Source organism: Gordonia jinghuaiqii (genome assembly GCF_014041935.1).
GTDB lineage: Bacteria > Actinomycetota > Actinomycetes > Mycobacteriales > Mycobacteriaceae > Gordonia > Gordonia jinghuaiqii.
Window position 1 is genome coordinate 4,777,751 of the sequence record NZ_CP059491.1, and the last position, 18,092, is coordinate 4,795,842.

Below are 18,092 nucleotides of genomic sequence, written 5' to 3' on the forward strand. Positions count from 1 at the left end.
TACCGATCGACATCCCGGGGGCATGTATCCGGCGGCGAAGCCGCCCGGCCGAAGGGTCCCGGCTGGAGTGTCCCGGCTAGAGTTTCCCGACGATGGCGACCTCAGACACCCCCGGCCCCGGTGGGGCCGCAATGGCCCGGCTGGCCACACTCCGGCGCGCGGCGGGACTGCTCGACGACTTCCGCTACGAGCAGTCCGATCCCGCCCGGTTCTACGGTGCGCTGGCCGCCGACACCTCGAACATGGTCGCGGCGTTCGTCCCGGACCTGACCGGCGCGGTGATCCTCGACGTGGGCGGCGGACCAGGATATTTCGCCGACGCGTTCCGGGCGCGCGGGGCGCATTACATGTCGGTCGAACCCGACCCCACGGAGATGCACTCCGGCGGCCTGGAGCATCGCGGTTCGGTGCGCGGGTCCGGACAGGAGCTGCCGTTCGCCGACGGCTGCGTCGACGTGTGCCTGTCGTCGAACGTCGTCGAACACACCCCGAAGCCCTGGGAGATGGCCGACGAGATGCTGCGCGTGACCCGCCCCGGGGGCATCGTGATCGTCAGCTACACGCTCTGGTGGGGACCGTTCGGCGGCCACGAGATGGGCCTGACCCATTACCTCGGCGGTCACCGCGCCGCGCGGCTCTACACCCGTCGCCACGGGCACCCACCCAAGAACCTCTTCGGGACATCGCTGTTCGCCGTCACCGCCGCCGACGGCCTGCGCTGGGCGCACTCGGTGGCAGCCGACGCCGACCTCGTCGCCGCGTTCCCCCGCTACATCCCGCGCTGGATGTGGTGGGTCATGCGCGTTCCGGGACTCCGCGACGTCCTCGGGACCAACCTGGTGCTGGTGCTGCGTAAGCGGTGAGCGGCCCGAGGATCTGTTTGCGTTTTGTCCCGGTTACCGGGACAAAACGCAACCGGATCGTCGGATCAGAGCTCTACTCCGCGTCGAGCTCGGCGGAGCAGTTGAGGGTGCCTGCGTTGCTGGTGGCGGTGGCGAGCTGCTCGCCGTCGGCGAGGATCGTGCAGGTCACCGGCCCGCGGACCACGATGGCCGACATCGACGCCGTGGTCCCGTCGAGCTTGACCCGCTGTGACCACGGTGTCCCGGTCGCGGGGATGACCGTCGGCGATCCGGATCCGCGACTGAAGTTCAGCGCGACGACGTCGCCGCTTCCGGTCAGCTGATAGGTGACGGTGCCCGACGGCGGGGTGGTCGGCGGGCTCGAGGTGGTCTCCTCGGTCGTCGTCGTGGTGCTCGAGGGCGTCGAGGTCGTCGTCGACGGTTCGCTCGACTCGGTCGTCGACGACGCCGTCGCCGCGCTGGTCGACTCGCCGCCGCCACGCGTGACCAGCACGACGACCAGCCCGAGCACCACGACGGCGGCGAGCGTGACCAGCACCAACCCGATGGTCCGGCCCTTGGACCCCGAGCCGCCCGGAGTACGGCCACCCGGCTGCTCGTCATACGGGGACCGGGGATCGCCGTACTGGGACTCGCCGTACTGGGAATCACCGTATTGGGCGCCGCCGTATGGGGACGTTCCGTAGTGCGGCTCGGTGTAGGGGCCCGGATACGGCTGTGCCGGAGGCTGTTGCGTGTAGGCCTGCGACGGCGGGGCCGACGGATCGAACTCGGGATCGAACTGCCGGGTCTCCGGCGAATTGTTCCGCGGATCGTTGGGATCGCCCTCTGGTGGTCGGGTCATGCGCTCGATTCTGTCATCCCGAAACTGATATCGACCTGTGACAGGCGCGGCCACGGACCACCGCGGCCACGCCCGAAGCAGGTCGAACTGTCACAGGTCGGCGATCGCCTCCAGCGGCCCCGTGCGCGCGGCACGCACCGCGGGCCACAGGGCGGCCAGCACCCCGACCGCGGCGGATGCGACGAGCGTGATCGTGATCAGCGACCACGGGATCACCGGGGCCCCCAGGCCCCAGGCGGCAAGCGTCCGCACCAGCGCCACGCCGATCACCGTCCCGAGGAGCACGCCGAGCACCGCGCCGAAGATCGAGATCAGCACCGACTCGAGGTAGATCGACCGGCGGACCTGCGCGCGCACCATGCCGATCGCCCGGAGCATGCCGATCTCCCGTTTACGTTCCACCACCGACAACGCGAGCGTGTTGATGATGCCGAGCACCGCGATCACCAGAGCGAGTCCGAGCATCGCGTACAACGTGCCGAGCATCTGATCGATCTGGGACGAGATCTGACCCTTGAACTGATCGCGGTCCTGCACCTGGACCGTCAGGTACTGCGCGGTGGCGTCCTCCAGCTCGGTGCGGAGGGTGCCCAGGTCGGTGCCCGGTGCGGCCTTCACGAACATGGTGACGTTGACCCGCGCGAACGGCGGCACCAGAGTGTCGTAGACCTCGGGACCCACCACCCACGGCTGCAGTGCCTCGTTGTCGGCGTACACGCCGGTGATCGGGACCTTCATCTCGGCGCCGGTGGCCGAGGTGAACGTCAGCACATCGCCGCGTTTCCAGCCGTTCGTCATGCTGGTCCGCTCACTGATCAGCATCCCGTCGGGCGACAGCGTCGGCGATGCACCGTCCCGCATGTCCATCACGGTCACCGAGTTCAGCGGACCGCCGATGGCGGAGACACCTGTCACCGGCCGGTCGTCGACCTTGGCCTGCACGACCCCGAACGACACCACCTCGCCGACCCCGGACACCCCGTCGACGGCCTGGGTGACCGTCGGCGGCAGCGGCTGCTGGTTGGTGCCGCCGACGATGTAGTCGGCGGTGATGCCGGAATCGATCGCGTCGTCGACCGTGCCCTTGAAGGACTGGCCGAGCGTGCCGATGATCGCGACCAGCATCAGTCCCAGGGTCAGCGCGAACGCAGTCGCCGCTGAACGTCGTGGATTGCGGATCGCGTTGGTGCGCGCGAGGCGGCCGATCATGCCGAACGGTGCGCCGATCACGCGGCCGAGCGCGCCGACGAACGGTCGCGCGAGCGCCGGGCCGACGAGGACTGCCGCCAGCACCGCACCCGCGGCGCCGGCGCCCACGGTCAGCGCCGGACCGGCACCCTCGCCCATGGCGCCCACGACGATCGCCGCGATGGAGGCGACGCCGACGACCGCACCGAGAATGGTGCGGTTGCGCAACGACGCCGATCCCTCCGCTGCCGAGGCGCGCATCGCCTCGACGGGTGGGACCCGCGCGGCTCTCGCCGCAGGCACCCACGCACTGATCATCGTGACGACGACACCCACCAGGATGCCCGCGAGGATCGCGCCCGGCCCGATGCTCAACTCACCGTCCGGGAGGCCCGACGTCGCACTGGTGAGGGCCTTGAGCCCGGCGGCCAGCGCGATGCCGATCGCCAGGCCCAGCACGCCGCCGATGACGCCGACCACGAAGGCCTCGAACAGCACCGACCGCGACACCTGCCGACGACTTGCGCCGACCGCACGCAGGAGCGCGAACTCACGGTTCCGCTGCGCGACGATCATCGAGAAGGTGTTGAAGATGATGAACGTGCCGACGACCAGACCGATCGCGGCGAACGCCAGCAAGATGTACTGGAAGATCTGCAGGAACTCGTTGACCTGTTCCTTCTGGTCCTCGCGGACCTGATCGCCCGTGCGGACGTCGTACAGCTTCGCGTCCGCACCGAGTGCGGCGATGACCCGCTCCTGCAGCTGCGGCGGGCTCACACCGGAGACGGCCGACATGTCGACGAGCCCGACGTGTTGTCCGTCGGTGAACAGGCGATCGGCGGTCGCGGCGTCGAACTGCGCATTGACGTACCCGCCGGTCGAGGTGGGCAGGTCGATCAGTCCGACGACGGTCACCTCGAGCGGCTCCGCGTTGCCCTGCCCGATGACGACCTTGGTCTTCGATCCGACCTCGAGTCCTGCATCCCTGGCGGCCGACGAGTTCAGGGCGATCTCACCGGCGTTCGCGGGGCTCCGCCCGCCCGGGACGATCTCCGACTCCGCGGGAGACAGCGCCTCGGCGGGTGGGATGTAAGTGGTGCCGACGCTGGGGGCGCCGCCGGTCTGGATGGCCTTGCCGTCGGAGTCGGCGACCGTGATCAGCCCGCTGTTGTTGACGACGAGCTTGTCGATGCCGAGCTCGGCGCGTTGTGCGCGCAACCGGTCGACCACCGACAGCGGTACGCCCGGCGACTGCGGGTCGCCCGGCGTGATCTGGACGGCCACACCCTGCGCGGCACTGTCGAAGATGTCGGTGAAGGCCTTCGAGATGGAGCTGGTGAACACCATCGACCCGGCGACGAACGATGTGCCGAGGATGATCGAGAAAAGGGTCAGGAACAGTCGGAGCTTGTGCGCCCGCAGGTTTCGCAGCGAAACCCTGCGCATCACCGAGGAGGAGGAGGAGGCCACGGGTCAGCGCGCTTCGGAGATCTCGACGGCGGGACCGTCGGAGGTGGCCTCGGACCCGGCGGTCTTCGACACAGAGACCGTCGATGCGGATCCCTGCGCCGGGGACACCTTGGGGGCCGGGCCGTTGTCGAGGTTCTTCATCACCTCGAAGACGTCGTCGGCGCTCGGGCGGGTCAGCTCCTGCACGATCTGACCGTCGGCGAGGAACACCACCCGGTCGGCGTAGGACGCCGCACGCGGATCGTGCGTCACGATCACCACGGTCTGCCCGAACTCGTCGGTGGCGGCCCGCAGGATCGCCAGCACCTCGCCCGACGAGCGGGAGTCGAGGTTGCCGGTCGGCTCGTCGCCGAAGATGATCGACGGTTTGCCGATGAGCGCGCGGGCACACGCCACACGCTGTTGCTGACCACCGGACAGCTCGCTGGGGAGGTGTCCGAGGCGGTCGGTGATGCCCAGTCGGTTGACGACCGCGTCGAACCATTCGGTGTCGACGTCGCGGCCGGCGATGTCGACCGGCAGGGTGATGTTCTCCTTGGCGGTCAGCGTCGGCACGAGGTTGAACGCCTGGAACACGAAGCCGATGCGGTCGCGGCGCAGCATCGTCATCGCCTTGTCCGACAACTCGGTCAGGTCGATGTCACCGATGAACACGCGGCCCTCGCTCGCCACGTCGAGCCCCGCGAGGCAGTGCATCAGCGTCGACTTGCCCGACCCCGACGGACCCATGATGGCGGTGAACTCGCCCTCGCGGAACGAGATCGACACGCCCTTGAGGGCCTCGACGGCGGTGTCTCCGCTGCCGTAACGCTTGGACAGGTTGTCGGCACCGGCAGCCACCGCATGCTTGGGCGTCCCAAACGCATCGCCATCGTCTCGGGCGGCCACATCAGTCGTCGTCATGCCATCAACGGTGCCAAATCCTGGGCCAGATGGCCATCAGGTATCACCCTGACCTCACCCTGAAGAGCGTGACCTTCGGCACTGCGGGGTGCTGAACAGGCCCGCACCTGGCGATCACTTCGGGATCTGGACCTCGAAGGAGTGCACGCGATTGGGCGCCCCGACGTCGTCCGAGACGACGAGGAGGGTGCGGGTGCGGGTCTTGGCGAACGGATCGTCGGGGTGCCAGTTGCCCCACGCGAGGCCCGACATGTTGCCGGTGACCAGACGCGGCGTTCCCGTCGTGGAGAAGATCCGACGCTTGGTCATCGCCTTCTCGCGACCGCTGAGCTTCTTCTTGCCGGTGACCGAGGCGGCGCCGCGCGTGGTGGTCCAGAAGATGTTGGCGAGCTTGCCGGGGCCACGCTCGAGGACGAGGAAGTCGGTGGCGTTGACGGCCAGCACGTCGGCCGCCTGCTTGTTGGCGTCGGTGCGGTAGACGAACTCGCGGTTGCTCTTGCCCAGGGTGAGCAGGCGCGCCGAGCTTCGTCCGTCCTGGCGGAGACCGCCGGCGGTGAGGACGCTGATCTGTCCCTGCGGACCGACCGCGAGCCCGGTCAGCCCGCGCTGCCCGGTGGTACCCGACTTCGACGACGGGCGCCATGCGGCGGGCAGGGGCACGTCACGGGTGACCTGGCCGATCGGACCGATCTGGCGGATGAACGGCGTATTGCCGCCACTGAGGACGGTGTAGCCGCCGTTGGTCTGCCGGATGCCCTCGAACTGCGCCTGCCCGGGGATCAGCGGGAGGAACCACGGGCCGAGCACCGTGCCACCGCCGTTGATCCGCGGCGTGCCGTGGAAAGACGCTGTCGCAGAGGTATATCCGATGGTCGCGGTGAAGAAGCGCGCCGGCAGGACATCTTCGGAGATCATCACGTACCGGCCGTTGCCGATCCGATCGAGACCCGAGATCCGGTTGACCGTGGGGAGACCGTTGCCGACCGTCGTCGAGTCGGTGTAGAACGCTGTGACCCCCGCCCCGGAAGACGGTGTGGCAGAAGCAGGTTGAACTGCGACAGCTGAGGACAGGCCCAGAACACAGGCTCCGACGATCGTGGCCCCCCACAAACGTAGTCTCATGAGGGGCACGATACCTCAACCGCCACTTCAGGTTGTGGCGGGCTTCAGACCGCCACGCGCATCAGTTCAGACGCTGCTTGAGTCCGTCGAGTTCGTCGCGCAGCGACGTCGGCAGCTTGTCGCCGATGAAGTCGAAGAGCTCCTCGATGGACGGGATCTCCTCGCGCCATTCGTCTGCGTTGAAGGCCAACGCCTCGGCGACATCCTGCGCCGGCACGTCCAGGCCGCTGACGTCGATATCCTCGGGCTTGGCGACGATGCCGATGGGCGTCTCCACGCCGTCCGCCTCGCCCTCGATACGCCCGACGACCCACTTCAGCACGCGGCTGTTCTCGCCGAATCCTGGCCACAGGAAGCGCTTGTCGTCGCCACGGCGGAACCAGTTGACGTAGAAGACCTTCGGCAGTTTGGACTCGTCTGCGTTCTTGCCGATGTTCACCCAGTGCTGCAGGTAGTCACCGACGTGGTAACCCATGAACGGCAGCATGGCCATCGGGTCGCGTCGCACGGTGCCGACCGTGCCCTCGGCGGCGGCGGTCTGCTCCGAGCCCACCGTGGCACCCATGAAGACACCGGTCTGCCAGTCGCGGGCCTCGGTGACCAGCGGGACGGTGGTCTTGCGACGACCGCCGAACAGGATCGCCGAGATCGGCACACCCTTGGGGTCGTCCCACTCGTCGGCCAGCGACGGGCACTGCGAGATCGGGGTGCAGTACCGCGAGTTCGGGTGTGCGGCCTTGTGACCGGACTCCGGGGTCCAGTCGTTGCCGAGCCAGTCGGTGAGGTGAGCGGGCGCCTCGCCGTCGATGTCCTCCCACCAGATGTCACCGTCGTCGGTACGGGCGACGTTGGTGTACAGGGTGTTTCCGGCCTCGATGGTCTTCATCGCGTTCGGGTTCGACGAGTAGCTGGTGCCGGGGGCGACGCCGAAGAAGCCGAACTCCGGGTTGATGGCGTACAGACGGCCGTCGTCGCCGAAGCGCATCCACGCGATGTCGTCACCGACGGTCTCGGCCTTCCAGCCGGGGATGGTGGGCTGCAGCATCGCGAGGTTGGTCTTGCCGCAGGCGCTGGGGAACGCTGCGGCGATGTAATAGACCTTGTTCGCCGGGCTGGTCAGCTTGAGGATGAGCATGTGCTCGGCCATCCAGCCCTCGTCGCGCGCGATGACCGAGGCGATGCGCAGCGCGTAGCACTTCTTGCCGAGCAGCGCGTTACCGCCGTAACCCGAACCGAAGGACCAGATCTCGCGGGTCTCGGGGAAGTGGGTGATGTACTTCTCGGTGTTGCAGGGCCACGGCACGTCGGCCTGGCCGGGCTCGATGGGCGCACCGACGGAGTGCAGCGCCTTCACGAAGAAGCCGTCCTCGCCGAGGATCTCGAGGACGCGAGGTCCCACGCGGGTCATGATCTTCATGGAGAGGACGACGTACTCGGAGTCGGTGATCTCGACACCGAGTTTGGGGTCGTCGGAGTCGAACGGTCCCATGCAGAAGGGGATGACGAACATCGTGCGGCCGCGCATGCAACCGCGGTAGAGCTCGGTCATCGTCGAACGCATCTCGGCCGGATCGACCCAGTTGTTGGTCGGTCCGGCGTCTTCTTCCTTCTCCGAACAGATGTAGGTCCGCGACTCGACACGGGCGACGTCGGCGGGGTCGGAGTTGGCCAGGAACGAGTTGGGCTTCTTCTCCTCGTTCAGCTTGACGAGGGTGCCGGCCTTGACCAGATCGTCGGTGAGTCGCTCCCACTCGGCGTCACTGCCGTCCGACCACACCACCCGATCGGGCTGGGTCAGTTCGGCGATCTCGGCAACCCAGGCCAGCAGCCCCGCATGCTTGGTCGGAGCGCTGCTCGGGTCCAATCCGGGAATGGTGGCTGCGGTCATCGTTGGGGCCTCCTCCGAGGTGGTGACCAGCTTGAATGGTCGCCGTCAGGTGATCTCGTCGTCTAGGATACGTCCACCGAACGGACGCTAGGTCACGGGGCCCGGCGAGATGCGGTGCCCACCACAACCGCCCGCACGACGGCCGAAGTTCCTGGTGATCGTGTACCCGACACCGTACCGGGCGAACGGCTGCCACCCCGACATTCCGGCGGGTCTCAGCCGACCCGTCCCGATCCGCCCGAGATCCACTCCCCGGTGTCCGGGTCGAGGACGGCGGAACGGAACTCGCCGTCGGCGCCGATCTCGGTGATCTTGTCGACCTGGCCGTCCCGGTCGCTGTCGGTGTACACGGTGAACCCGTCGGGCCCGTTACGCGTGAGCGAGTCGTTGATGCCGTCGTTGTCGGTGTCGACCTCGGCCGGTCCGAGGTCCCAGATACGGCCGTCGTCGTGCATCCACAGGTGGTCGTCGACATCGTCGGAAGCCGGGACCTCGTGGATCGCGGCCACCGAATCGACGGCGGGTCCTGCCGGGTCGATCGGGGCCGCAGACGGCCCCTCGAAGATCGACGCCTCGCCGGCGTCGCCGAGTCCCGCGGTCTCGTCGTCGAACATCGGGTCCATCGTGGTCACTGATTCCCGTCGTCGTGGTCGGTGGCCGTGCGGCCCCGGCTTTCGTTCCGGCCCTGTTCTGTCTGTTGCTCGTTCCCGCCGGGATCGTCGACCTCGGCCCACAGGCGTTCGGATCTGGCGACGAGTTCGCGGCGGATGGCCTCGGCCCGGTCCCGGCGCCGGCGTGACTCCTGTGCGCCTGAGCCGCTGCGCAGACGTCGTATCTCGTCGTCGAGCCGCGCAACACCTTCCGATGTCCGGCGGGCCCGACGTTCGTAGGCACGCGCGATCTGACCGGCGATACGGGTCTCGGCCGAGGCGATGCGCAGTCCGAGCCGGTGATCGAGAGTCGCCCGTGCCTCACCGAGCAGTTCGACGGTCCGCGACACCCGCTCCGATCGGTTCAGCGCCCCGCGGCGCACACGGATCACCCACGCCGCGACAGCGACGCCCAACATCAGGGTGAGCGGCATGCTGATCCACTGCAACGTCTGGACCGACGCCATCGGCGCGACGATCAGGCGCCCCACGCCGAGACCGGTCGAGGCGCCGATGATCACGAGCAACGCATCTTCGGCGCCCCCGCGGCGGGGGCGGGCGCCTGACCGGTGCCGATTGAGCGGGACGTCGGCCCACGCCTCGGGCGGCGCCTGCTCGGCTTCGAGACCCACGAGTGCGGAATCGCGGACGTGGTCGATGCGGTCGTCGGCGGCGCGGCGTACCCGGTCGGCGAGGTCGGCCCAACCGGCGGTCAACCAGGCGCGGTGGTCGGCGTCGGTGTCCCGGGCGTGGTCGGTGGCCGCGCCCGCCAGTTCTCGGACGCCTGCGTGGAGTTCGGCCGACGACTGCGACCGGGCACGGGACAGCCCGGCCCGGACCGCGGCAAGGCGATCGAGACGGCCCCGGTCCCGCGCTGAAACCAGAGCACGGCGCTCGGCCAGCAGAGCGTCGGCCGCGCCGGCGTCCGTTGCACCCGAGCCTGTTGCATCGGATTCGGGGCCGGTCCCGTCACCCAGCAGATGTTCGACCGCTCCTGCTCCGGCGGACACGCGTGCCCGTTCGGCGCGAAGATCCGCAGGTGCGTCGAGGGCCTCACGTATCCACTCGACCAGGGCGTCGACGCCCGACTCGTCGACGGCCCCGCCGAGCGCTGCGGCGGCGGACACACCGAACAGCGGAAGTGTCGCGAACGGGTCCAGCGTCGCGCGGTGCGTGCGCACGATCCGCGGCCACTCCCAGAACGCGTCGATCTTGGTGCACACGAGGGCGACGGTGCCGACCTGTGAACGCATCCGTTCGACGAGCAGGCGTTCCTCCTGGCCCACCGACGACGACGGGTCGATCACCACGAGACCCACACCGGGGCGCGTGGGCCCCGGTGTGCGCGGGCAGATCTCGAGGTCGGCCGCGAGCCCGCTACACGCGTCGGCGAGCGTCCGGACGCCGACGCCCTCGGTGCCGACGATCAGCACCCCCGAACCGGTCTCGACGCGCCGGGCGTCGAATCCGGTGAGTTCGTGAGCGGCGTCGAGGACAGGGCCACTCATCCCGACACCCCGGGCGCCGCGAGGAGACGTTCGACGGCCTCGCGGTCGTGGCCGCCCGCGGCCGCGCGTTCGAGCTCGGCGCGCACCTCCACCTCGCGCCAGTACCGGACGCGGCCGACGCGGGCACCGATCGGACCGGACAGGTCCGCAACACCACTCGCATCGCGCAGTGCCCGGTTGAGGGTGCGCTGGTCCCCGGCGGCCGCCGAACCGGCCGCGATGAGGGCCAGCGCGGTCTCGATCCCGAACGCATCGATCCGTCGCAGCAGGCCCTGCCGCATGAGTCGCTCCGCCGAACCGGGCCGTCCGACGAGGAACCGCCCGGCCATCGACGGCATCTCCTCGCCCGCCTGTGCCATCGCCGTCAGTGCCGCGAACTCAGCAGGATCGAGATCGGCGCACGCCAGCAGCTGCGACACCGGCTGCACCGGCACACCCAGACGCGTCGAACACGTCGAGGCGACCGCGGTGGCGGTCTCCCACTCGCCGTGCGTGTCGGCCTTGCCGAGAACCACCACCACGCGGTCGGGCGGTAGCGATGTCAGGAGTTCGTGGTCCGCGCGCCGCGGCAACCCCGCGAGAACGAGTAGCCACAGGTCCGCGTCGGCTGCGCCGTGCTCACCCTCGCCCGGCCCGATCGCGGTCAGCGACAACCGTTCCCTCAGCGCCCGCGCCATGGTGTCGCGTCCGACGCCCGGCCGCCCCACCACCTGGACGTGCAGCGGACGCAGGAAGCGACGTCCTGCGGCGTCGAGGATCGGGACCAGCGGCGACGACGGCTCGACGAGGGCGACCAGCCTGCCCTGCTCGGCCGCCCGGGACAACACGTCCTGCCCCGGACTCCCGGCCCCGGCGCGCCCCGAACCGTCCGGTCGTGATCCGTTCACCGGCGCCCCCACGATCGCCCCCTCACGACTCGAACCCCCCCGAATGTCCCCGTGTCTGCGCCATCGCGCTCTCCCGCGTTCCACGGTGTTGCGCTCGCCACGTGTTGTGCTCGCCACGGTGTTGCGCTCGCCACGTCGCCGGGCATGGCCTGCGCGACGGGCATGCCACGTGATCAGCGGCTTGCCTGAGACTAATCCCGATTCGCGCGAACGGCGTCCTGACCTCCACATCCTCCGGCGATCAGCGGTTTCATCCCCCACCGGCGGCGGTTCGCCTCCCCCACGACTTCGCCGACCACGCCCGATGCGCAACGATGGACCGGTGAACAACAGCGCCGACAGGTCCCGGTTGTACCCCCGCGTGACCAGCTTCCGGTTCCGCCGGGGCACCTTGACGACCGGTCAACAACGGAACTGGGAAACTCTGTGGCCGGTCCTCGGACGCGACCTCGAGATCGGGCCCGAGCGTGTTCCAGAGCCGCAACTCGACCTCGCGGCCCTCTTCGGTCGCGACGCACCCAAGGTCCTCGAGATCGGCAGCGGAACCGGGATCTCGACCGCGGCGATGGCCGCTGCCGAACCCGACGTCGACGTGGTGGCCGTCGAGGTCTACAAGCCGGGCCTGGCCCAGCTGCTCGGTCTGATCGACCGGAACGGGCTCACCAATGTGCGTCTGATCCGGGGCGATGCCGCGATCGTCCTGCGTGAGCTGATCCCGCCGTCGAGCCTGACCGGCGTCCGACTGTTCTTCCCCGACCCGTGGCCCAAATCGCGGCACCACAAGCGCCGGTTTGTCCAGACGGGCACACTGGAGCTGATAGCCGACCGTCTCGTCCCGGGCGGCGTGCTCCACATCGCGACCGACCACGCCGGTTACGCCGAGTGGATCGCCGAAGCACTCGCCACCCAGGACGCCGATCGACCGCACGTCGTACAGCTGACACGGGAGTCGCCGATCTCGCTGGAGCGGCCGACGACCAAGTTCGAGGGACGTGCCGAGCGCGACGGTCGCTTCGTCAGCGAGTTCGTCTACACACGGCCCATCCCGCCGGCCTCCGGAGCCGGCGACACCACCGACGGGAGCCCGGCATGAGTGAACAGAATTCGGGCGCGTTCGCCGATACGATCGCCGGGCAGACCGGGTCGCGCCGGATGTTGCTCGTCTGGGACGCACCCAACATGGACATGGGTCTCGGCGCGCTGCTCGGCGGACGTCCGACGGCCGCCCACCGACCCCGATTCGACGCGCTGGGCCGCTGGTTGCTGCAGCGGACCGCAGATGTGTCCGCTCTCACCGACGGCTCCGGGGGCGTCGAGCCCGAGGCCACCGTCTTCACCAACATCGCCCCAGGTAGCGCCGATGTCGTACGCCCCTGGGTGGATGCACTCCGGAATGTCGGTTTCGCGGTTTTCGCCAAGCCGAAGCTGTCCGATGACAGCGATGTGGACTCCGACATGCTCGACCACATCGAGCTTCGCAGGCACACTGTTGGATTAGCCGGCGTGATCGTGGCATCCGCCGACGGTCAGGCATTCCGTGAGCCGCTGCTCGACGTGGTCGGCGACGGTGTGCCCGTCACCGTCATCGGATTCCGCGAACACGCCAGCTGGGCCCTCACCACCGAGGAACTCGAGTTCATCGACCTCGAGGACATCCCCGGCGTGTTCCGGGAGCCGCTGCCGCGCATCGGACTGGACTCGCTGCCCGACGAAGGCGCCTGGCTCACGCCGTTCCGACCGCTCAGCGCACTACTGCGCTGACCAGCGGCGTCGTGCCCATCAGGGCATGGCGGAGAGGGGCGTCGCGGGTGCCGCCACGGGGAACCTGTGGCCAGACGCCTCAGGGATCGCTCAGGCAACACTGTCAGGATCTCTCGCAGAACTGACAGAATCGCCAACGGCACCCCGCGTGCCCGACTTGTCGTACACGAAAGGACATCAGCGTGTTCCGGTTCATCGGCACATTCGTCTATCGAATGCGCTTCCTCGTCATCGCGGTGATGATCGCGATGATGGCCGGACTCGGACTGTACGGTCTCGATCTCGGCAAGCACCTCAGCCAGAGCGGCTGGTTCGACCCGACGTCGGAATCCGACCTCGGCTCGCGCTACGCCGACCAGGCACTCGGACGCGACCACACCTCCGACGTGATCCTCATGGTCACCCCGCCCGAGGGGACACGCGTCGACGACAAGGCCTTCGGCGCGAAGGTGGAGACGTTCGTCGAGGATCTGATCGCGACGCACCCCGACATCGTCGGACGCGCCGATCCGGGCCTCTATGACCCGTTCCTCGACCAGCCTGCGCAGAGCGCACTGCAGGAGCGGCTGTTCACCGAGGACGGCAGACACGCCTTCATCAGCATCGGCGTCGCCGGTGACGACGACACGACGGTGCTCAACAACTACAAGATCATCGAGCCGTTCTTCGACGACATCGGCGAACGCTTCGACCTGCCCGACACCACCTTCGAGCTCGCCGGCCTGCAACCGGTCTCGGGGTCGATGGCCGAGGGCATGGACAAGGACATCCACCGAGCCGAGGTGATCGCCCTCCCGATCGTGGCGATCATGCTGTTCTTCGTGTTCGGCGGCGTCGTCGCGGCCTGTCTGCCGGTGTTGATCGGCGGTCTGACCATCGCCGGTTCGCTGGGCATCATGAAGATCCTGGCGCTCACCACCGAGCTGAACATCTTCGCCCAGTCGGTGGTGACGCTGATCGGTCTCGGCATCGCGATCGACTACGGCCTGTTCATCGTGTCGCGGTTCCGCGAGGAACTCGGCGAGGGATATTCGACGAAGGCCGCGGTCCGAAGAACGGTGATGACCGCCGGTCAGACGGTGGTCTTCTCCGCGACGATCATCGTCGCTGCCCTCGCCTGCCTGCTGATCATGCCGCAGGGCTTCCTCAAGTCGGTCGCCTACGGCGCCATCGCGTCGGTGTCACTCGCGGCGATCCTGTCGATCACGGTCCTGCCGGCGATCCTCGGCATCCTCGGCCCGCGCGTCAACCTGCTGTCGATCAGCACCCTGATGAAGTACACCGTGATCCCGCTGGTCCGGCGCTTCTCCACCGAGGAGCGGGCGATGGCCATCGAGGACCGCTTCTCGGGGCGGATGAAGACCAGCCAGGAAGTCGAGAACGGCTTCTGGGGCCGGCTCGCGACGTGGGTGATGAAGCACCCGGTCAAGACCGCGGTTCCCACCGTGCTGTTGCTGCTCGCACTGATCATCCCGTTCGGCAGCATCCAGTTCGGCGGCATCAGCGAGAAGTTCCTGCCGCCGGACAATCCGAACCGCGTCGCCCAGGAGAAGTTCGACGAGTACTTCCCCAGTGAACGCACCGAGGCGGTCAAACTCGTCATCGTCTACGACGAGTCGAGCCAAGAGGACCAGAACAAGCTCGACGCCATCGCCAAGCGCGCCGACGAGATCCCCGGCTTCACCAACAAGTTCAGCGACCCCGACAAGTCGGACTTCGGCTCCTACGACCCGGAGAGATATCCCAATGTGGGCGTCTACCAGGTGTCGGCCGGCCTGAAGGACCGCAACACCGCCGCCAAGGCGATCGAACAGTTGCGGGCGATCGACACCGAGGGCCTCACCATGTATGTGGCGGGTACCCCGGCGCTCACCCAGGACTCGATCGACGCCTTGATGGACCGGCTCCCGCTGATGGCGGTGATGCTGGTCCTCATCACCGGCGTGTTGATGTTCCTGCAGTTCGGTTCGATCGTCCTGCCGATCAAGGCCGCGCTGATGACGGCCCTGGGCCTCGGCGCCACACTGGGCATCCTGACGTGGATCTTCGTCGACGGCCACGGTGCCGAGATCGCGAACTTCACCCCCGGCCCGCTGTTCGCGGCGATCCTGGTGCTCATCATCGCCATCGTGTTCGGCCTGTCCACCGACTATGAGGTGTTCCTGCTCTCCCGGATGGTCGAGGCCAGACAGAAGGGCGCGAGTACCACCGAGGCGATACGTAGCGGTACCGCGCACACCGGCGGGATCATCACCGCCGCAGCCGCCATCCTCGTCGTGGTGACCGGCGCGTTCAGTCTGTCCGAGATCGTGATGATGAAGTACATCGCGTACGGCATGATCGCGGCACTGATCCTCGACGCCACGGTCATCCGCATGCTGCTTGTGCCGTCGGTGATGAAGCTGCTCGGCGACGACTGCTGGTGGGCGCCGCGCTGGATGCGCGTGGTGCAGCGCAAGATCGGGCTGGGCGAGGCCGTCCTCGACGACGAGCCCGACGAGCAGCGCGACTCCGGCGTCGGCCGGCCGATGAGCGCGGGCACCCTGGTCGCCGAGGCACCCACCTCGGTGATGGTGGCGGCGCGGCCTCGTCAGATGCCCGCGGGCGCCACGCCCGCCCGGCGACGCCCGCCCGTGACCGACACCCGCCAGCCCGGGGCGCAGCCCCAGCGGCCCGGCGGTCCCGTCACCCAGCAGCCGGCACCCGCGCAGCCGGTTCCTCCACAGTCGACACCTCCGCAGCAGCGTCCGCACCAGCCCGCGCCGGGTCGTGGAAATACGCCGGTGGGCAACAGGCCGCAGGGTCCGACACCGCCTCGCCCCGCTCGGGTCGGTCCGGCCCCGTCGTCGGGCACCCCGGTTCCCGAGCCCACGGCCGACCGTCGACCCGTGGCACCGTACCGGCGCCCGGGACTGCCCAAGAGCGACCGCCCGGACACCGGCGGCTGGAGTCTCGGCGAAGGCGGCATCCGACTCGGTGACGAGACGTCACGTCCGTCCGCCGGTGATCGCCCGACGCCCCCCGCGACCGATACCGCGCCGGGCCGACCGGCGTCGAGCCCCACCCCTCCGAGGGCGAATCCCGATGCCGGACAACCGTCCCCGCTCGGACGCCGCCCGGCGCTGGATCAAACCGGACGCCGACCGCTCGCCGCGTCGGTGAGTCCGGAGAGCACGACCCCGTCGTTCTCGCGTGGTCGTCGTACGACGGGGCCGTCGCCGATGGAACGTGGACTCAGCTCGAACGCCACACCCGCGGCTCCGTCCCACTCCGACGACACCGGTTCGTCAGAGGAGTCGGGCACGCGCAAGCGGCCGCGTACCGATCGCCACGCCCGTGACGACTCAGGCGACGACGGGCAGATCAGCGTCCAGGAACTGCTCAAGCGGAGCCGTTCGCAGAAGTGAACGTCTTCGCCGGTTGACCCGGCCCCGGCCTCGTGGACCGAGGGGCGCCACACAGAGCCGCTCGATCCATAAGACCGGGACCGGGGATTCATCGGCGATCGAGATGAATCGGGGATGGGCCAGGACAGGGCATTGCCCTGATGTGACCGCTGCCGCACTCCGCGCAGGATGTCACCCAGCACACTGACGCTGGAGGGCAGCCGAATGAACTCATCCACCACCTGGACATCGCCAGAGCACCGCCGAAGCGTGCTCTGGATCGTCACGCTCGCCGCCATCGCGATCGTGTTCGACGGCTACGACCTGGTCGTCTACGGCACCGTCCTGCCGACTCTGCTCGACGACCCGACGCAACTCGGTCAACTCACCCCGGCCACCGCCGGTGTACTCGGCTCCTACGCCCTCATCGGCGTGATGGTCGGCGCGCTGACCGCCGGAGCCCTGGGCGACCGGGTGGGCCGCCGCCGGATGATGCTGGCGAACATCGCCTGGTTCTCGATCGGCATGGGCGCCACCGCGCTGGCCCACGATCTCACCACGTTCGGCATCCTGCGCTTCGTCACCGGTATCGGTGTCGGCGGTCTCGTCGCCACCGCGGGCGCGATGGTCGCCGAGTTCGCTCCCCCGGCCAGGCGGAATCTGTTCAACGCGATCGTCTACAGCGGCGTTCCGGCCGGCGGCGTTCTCGCCTCGACCCTGGCGATCCTCCTCGCCGATCACATCGGCTGGCGCGGGCTCTTCTGGATCGGCGCGCTGCCGCTGGTCACCCTCTTGCCGCTGGCCCTGCTCAAGATGCCCGAGTCCCCGCAGTGGCTGGTCACCCGGGACCGCTTCGAGGAGGCCCGTGAGATCTCCACGCGCACCGGCATTCCCGCGGACCTGCGCCGACGGCACCTCACCGGGTCGGCCGACACCGCCGAGAAGGTCGGTTTCGCGGTTCTGGCCTCGCGTCGCTTCGCGGTCCCGACCATGCTCCTGGGCATGATGAGTTTTGTGGGCCTGCTGCTGACCTACGGCCTCAACACGTGGCTGCCCCAGATCATGGAGACGAACGGCTTCGACGCCAAGGGCTCGTTGTCGTTCCTGCTGGTGCTCAACGGCGGCGCCATCGTCGGCGGCCTGATCGCCGCCCGTTTCGCCGATCGCCGGGGCCCGCAACAGGTCGTCGCGACGTCGTTCTGCCTGGCGACCTTCGCACTCGTGGGCCTGACGTTCGGGCTGCCACTACCACTGCTCCTCGCTGCGGTGGCGGTCGCCGGTACCGGCACCATCGGCACCCAGGTCCTGATCTACGGATTCGTGTCGAACTTCTACCCGACGCGGGCCCGTGCCGCGGGTGTGGCGTGGTGTGCCGGCTTCGGCCGTCTCGGCGGGATCGTCGGCCCGGTCATCGGCGGCCTGCTGATCGGTGCGGGAATCTCTTCGGCGACCGCGTTCTACCTCTTCGCCGGAATCGCGCTCGCCGGTGCGGCGGCCACGTTGGCGGTGGTGTCGCCGAAGTCGACACCGACGTCGACATCGGCCACCGAACCGACGCCGGGGCGGACACCACCCGCAGGCCTCGCAGTCACCGAATGATGTTCGAGCCCAGCGATTCC

13 protein-coding genes are annotated in these 18,092 nt (G+C 68.7%); 5 read left to right on the forward strand and 8 right to left on the reverse strand.

Going from position 1 to position 18,092, the window contains the following annotated elements; all coding sequences use genetic code 11:
* The first annotated feature begins 131 nt into the window (after positions 1–131).
* Complete coding sequence (locus tag H1R19_RS21250) at positions 132–863, forward strand: class I SAM-dependent methyltransferase (protein WP_188328526.1); 732 nt, start codon at positions 132–134, stop codon at positions 861–863.
* A gap of 73 nt (positions 864–936) precedes the next feature.
* Here H1R19_RS21250 and H1R19_RS21255 read toward each other — a convergent pair whose 3' ends face one another.
* The 8 genes from H1R19_RS21255 to H1R19_RS21290 form a co-directional block, all read right to left on the reverse strand.
* Positions 937–1,707 (reverse strand): hypothetical protein, encoded by a 771-nt coding sequence (locus tag H1R19_RS21255; RefSeq protein WP_219850093.1) that lies wholly within the window; start codon positions 1,705–1,707, stop codon positions 937–939.
* A 90-nt stretch (positions 1,708–1,797) separates the two neighbouring features.
* On the reverse strand, positions 1,798–4,344 hold the full coding sequence (locus tag H1R19_RS21260; protein ID WP_219851831.1) for an ABC transporter permease: 2,547 nt from the start codon (positions 4,342–4,344) through the stop codon (positions 1,798–1,800).
* A gap of 27 nt (positions 4,345–4,371) precedes the next feature.
* Positions 4,372–5,271, reverse strand: a complete 900-nt coding sequence (locus tag H1R19_RS21265) for an ABC transporter ATP-binding protein (RefSeq protein ID WP_223204794.1) — start codon at positions 5,269–5,271, stop codon at positions 4,372–4,374.
* 114 nt (positions 5,272–5,385) lie between these two features.
* The gene (locus H1R19_RS21270) at positions 5,386–6,393 is read right to left on the reverse strand and encodes an esterase-like activity of phytase family protein (protein WP_219850094.1); all 1,008 of its coding nucleotides are present in this window, start codon (positions 6,391–6,393) and stop codon (positions 5,386–5,388) included.
* Positions 6,394–6,454: 61 nt separating this feature from the next.
* Positions 6,455–8,281, reverse strand: a complete 1,827-nt coding sequence (locus H1R19_RS21275; protein WP_188328277.1) for a phosphoenolpyruvate carboxykinase (GTP) — start codon at positions 8,279–8,281, stop codon at positions 6,455–6,457.
* 215 nt (positions 8,282–8,496) lie between these two features.
* On the reverse strand, positions 8,497–8,913 hold the full coding sequence (locus H1R19_RS21280; RefSeq protein ID WP_219850095.1) for a DUF6802 family protein: 417 nt from the start codon (positions 8,911–8,913) through the stop codon (positions 8,497–8,499).
* Positions 8,910–10,439 carry a GTPase Era family protein gene (locus tag H1R19_RS21285; protein WP_219850096.1) on the reverse strand — a complete coding sequence of 510 codons (1,530 nt, stop codon included), beginning with the start codon at positions 10,437–10,439 and terminating at the stop codon, positions 8,910–8,912. The genes H1R19_RS21280 and H1R19_RS21285 overlap by 4 nt, the downstream gene beginning before the upstream one ends.
* Positions 10,436–11,326, reverse strand: a complete 891-nt coding sequence (locus H1R19_RS21290) for a hypothetical protein (RefSeq protein ID WP_244970788.1) — start codon at positions 11,324–11,326, stop codon at positions 10,436–10,438. The genes H1R19_RS21285 and H1R19_RS21290 overlap by 4 nt, the downstream gene beginning before the upstream one ends.
* A 304-nt stretch (positions 11,327–11,630) precedes the next feature.
* On the opposite strand from H1R19_RS21290, the gene trmB reads away from it, so the two are divergent.
* The 4 genes from trmB to H1R19_RS21310 all read left to right on the forward strand — a co-directional run bounded on the left by trmB (position 11,631) and on the right by H1R19_RS21310 (position 18,072).
* Positions 11,631–12,419, forward strand: coding sequence for a tRNA (guanosine(46)-N7)-methyltransferase TrmB (gene trmB / locus H1R19_RS21295; protein WP_219850097.1), 789 nt, complete (start codon positions 11,631–11,633; stop codon positions 12,417–12,419).
* The gene (locus H1R19_RS21300) at positions 12,416–13,087 is read left to right on the forward strand and encodes an NYN domain-containing protein (RefSeq protein WP_188328281.1); all 672 of its coding nucleotides are present in this window, start codon (positions 12,416–12,418) and stop codon (positions 13,085–13,087) included. The genes trmB and H1R19_RS21300 overlap by 4 nt, the downstream gene beginning before the upstream one ends.
* A 182-nt stretch (positions 13,088–13,269) precedes the next feature.
* Positions 13,270–16,494 (forward strand): MMPL family transporter, encoded by a 3,225-nt coding sequence (locus H1R19_RS21305; RefSeq protein ID WP_219850098.1) that lies wholly within the window; start codon positions 13,270–13,272, stop codon positions 16,492–16,494.
* A gap of 204 nt (positions 16,495–16,698) precedes the next feature.
* The gene (locus H1R19_RS21310) at positions 16,699–18,072 is read left to right on the forward strand and encodes an MFS transporter (RefSeq protein ID WP_188328283.1); all 1,374 of its coding nucleotides are present in this window, start codon (positions 16,699–16,701) and stop codon (positions 18,070–18,072) included.
* Positions 18,073–18,092 lie beyond the last annotated feature (20 nt).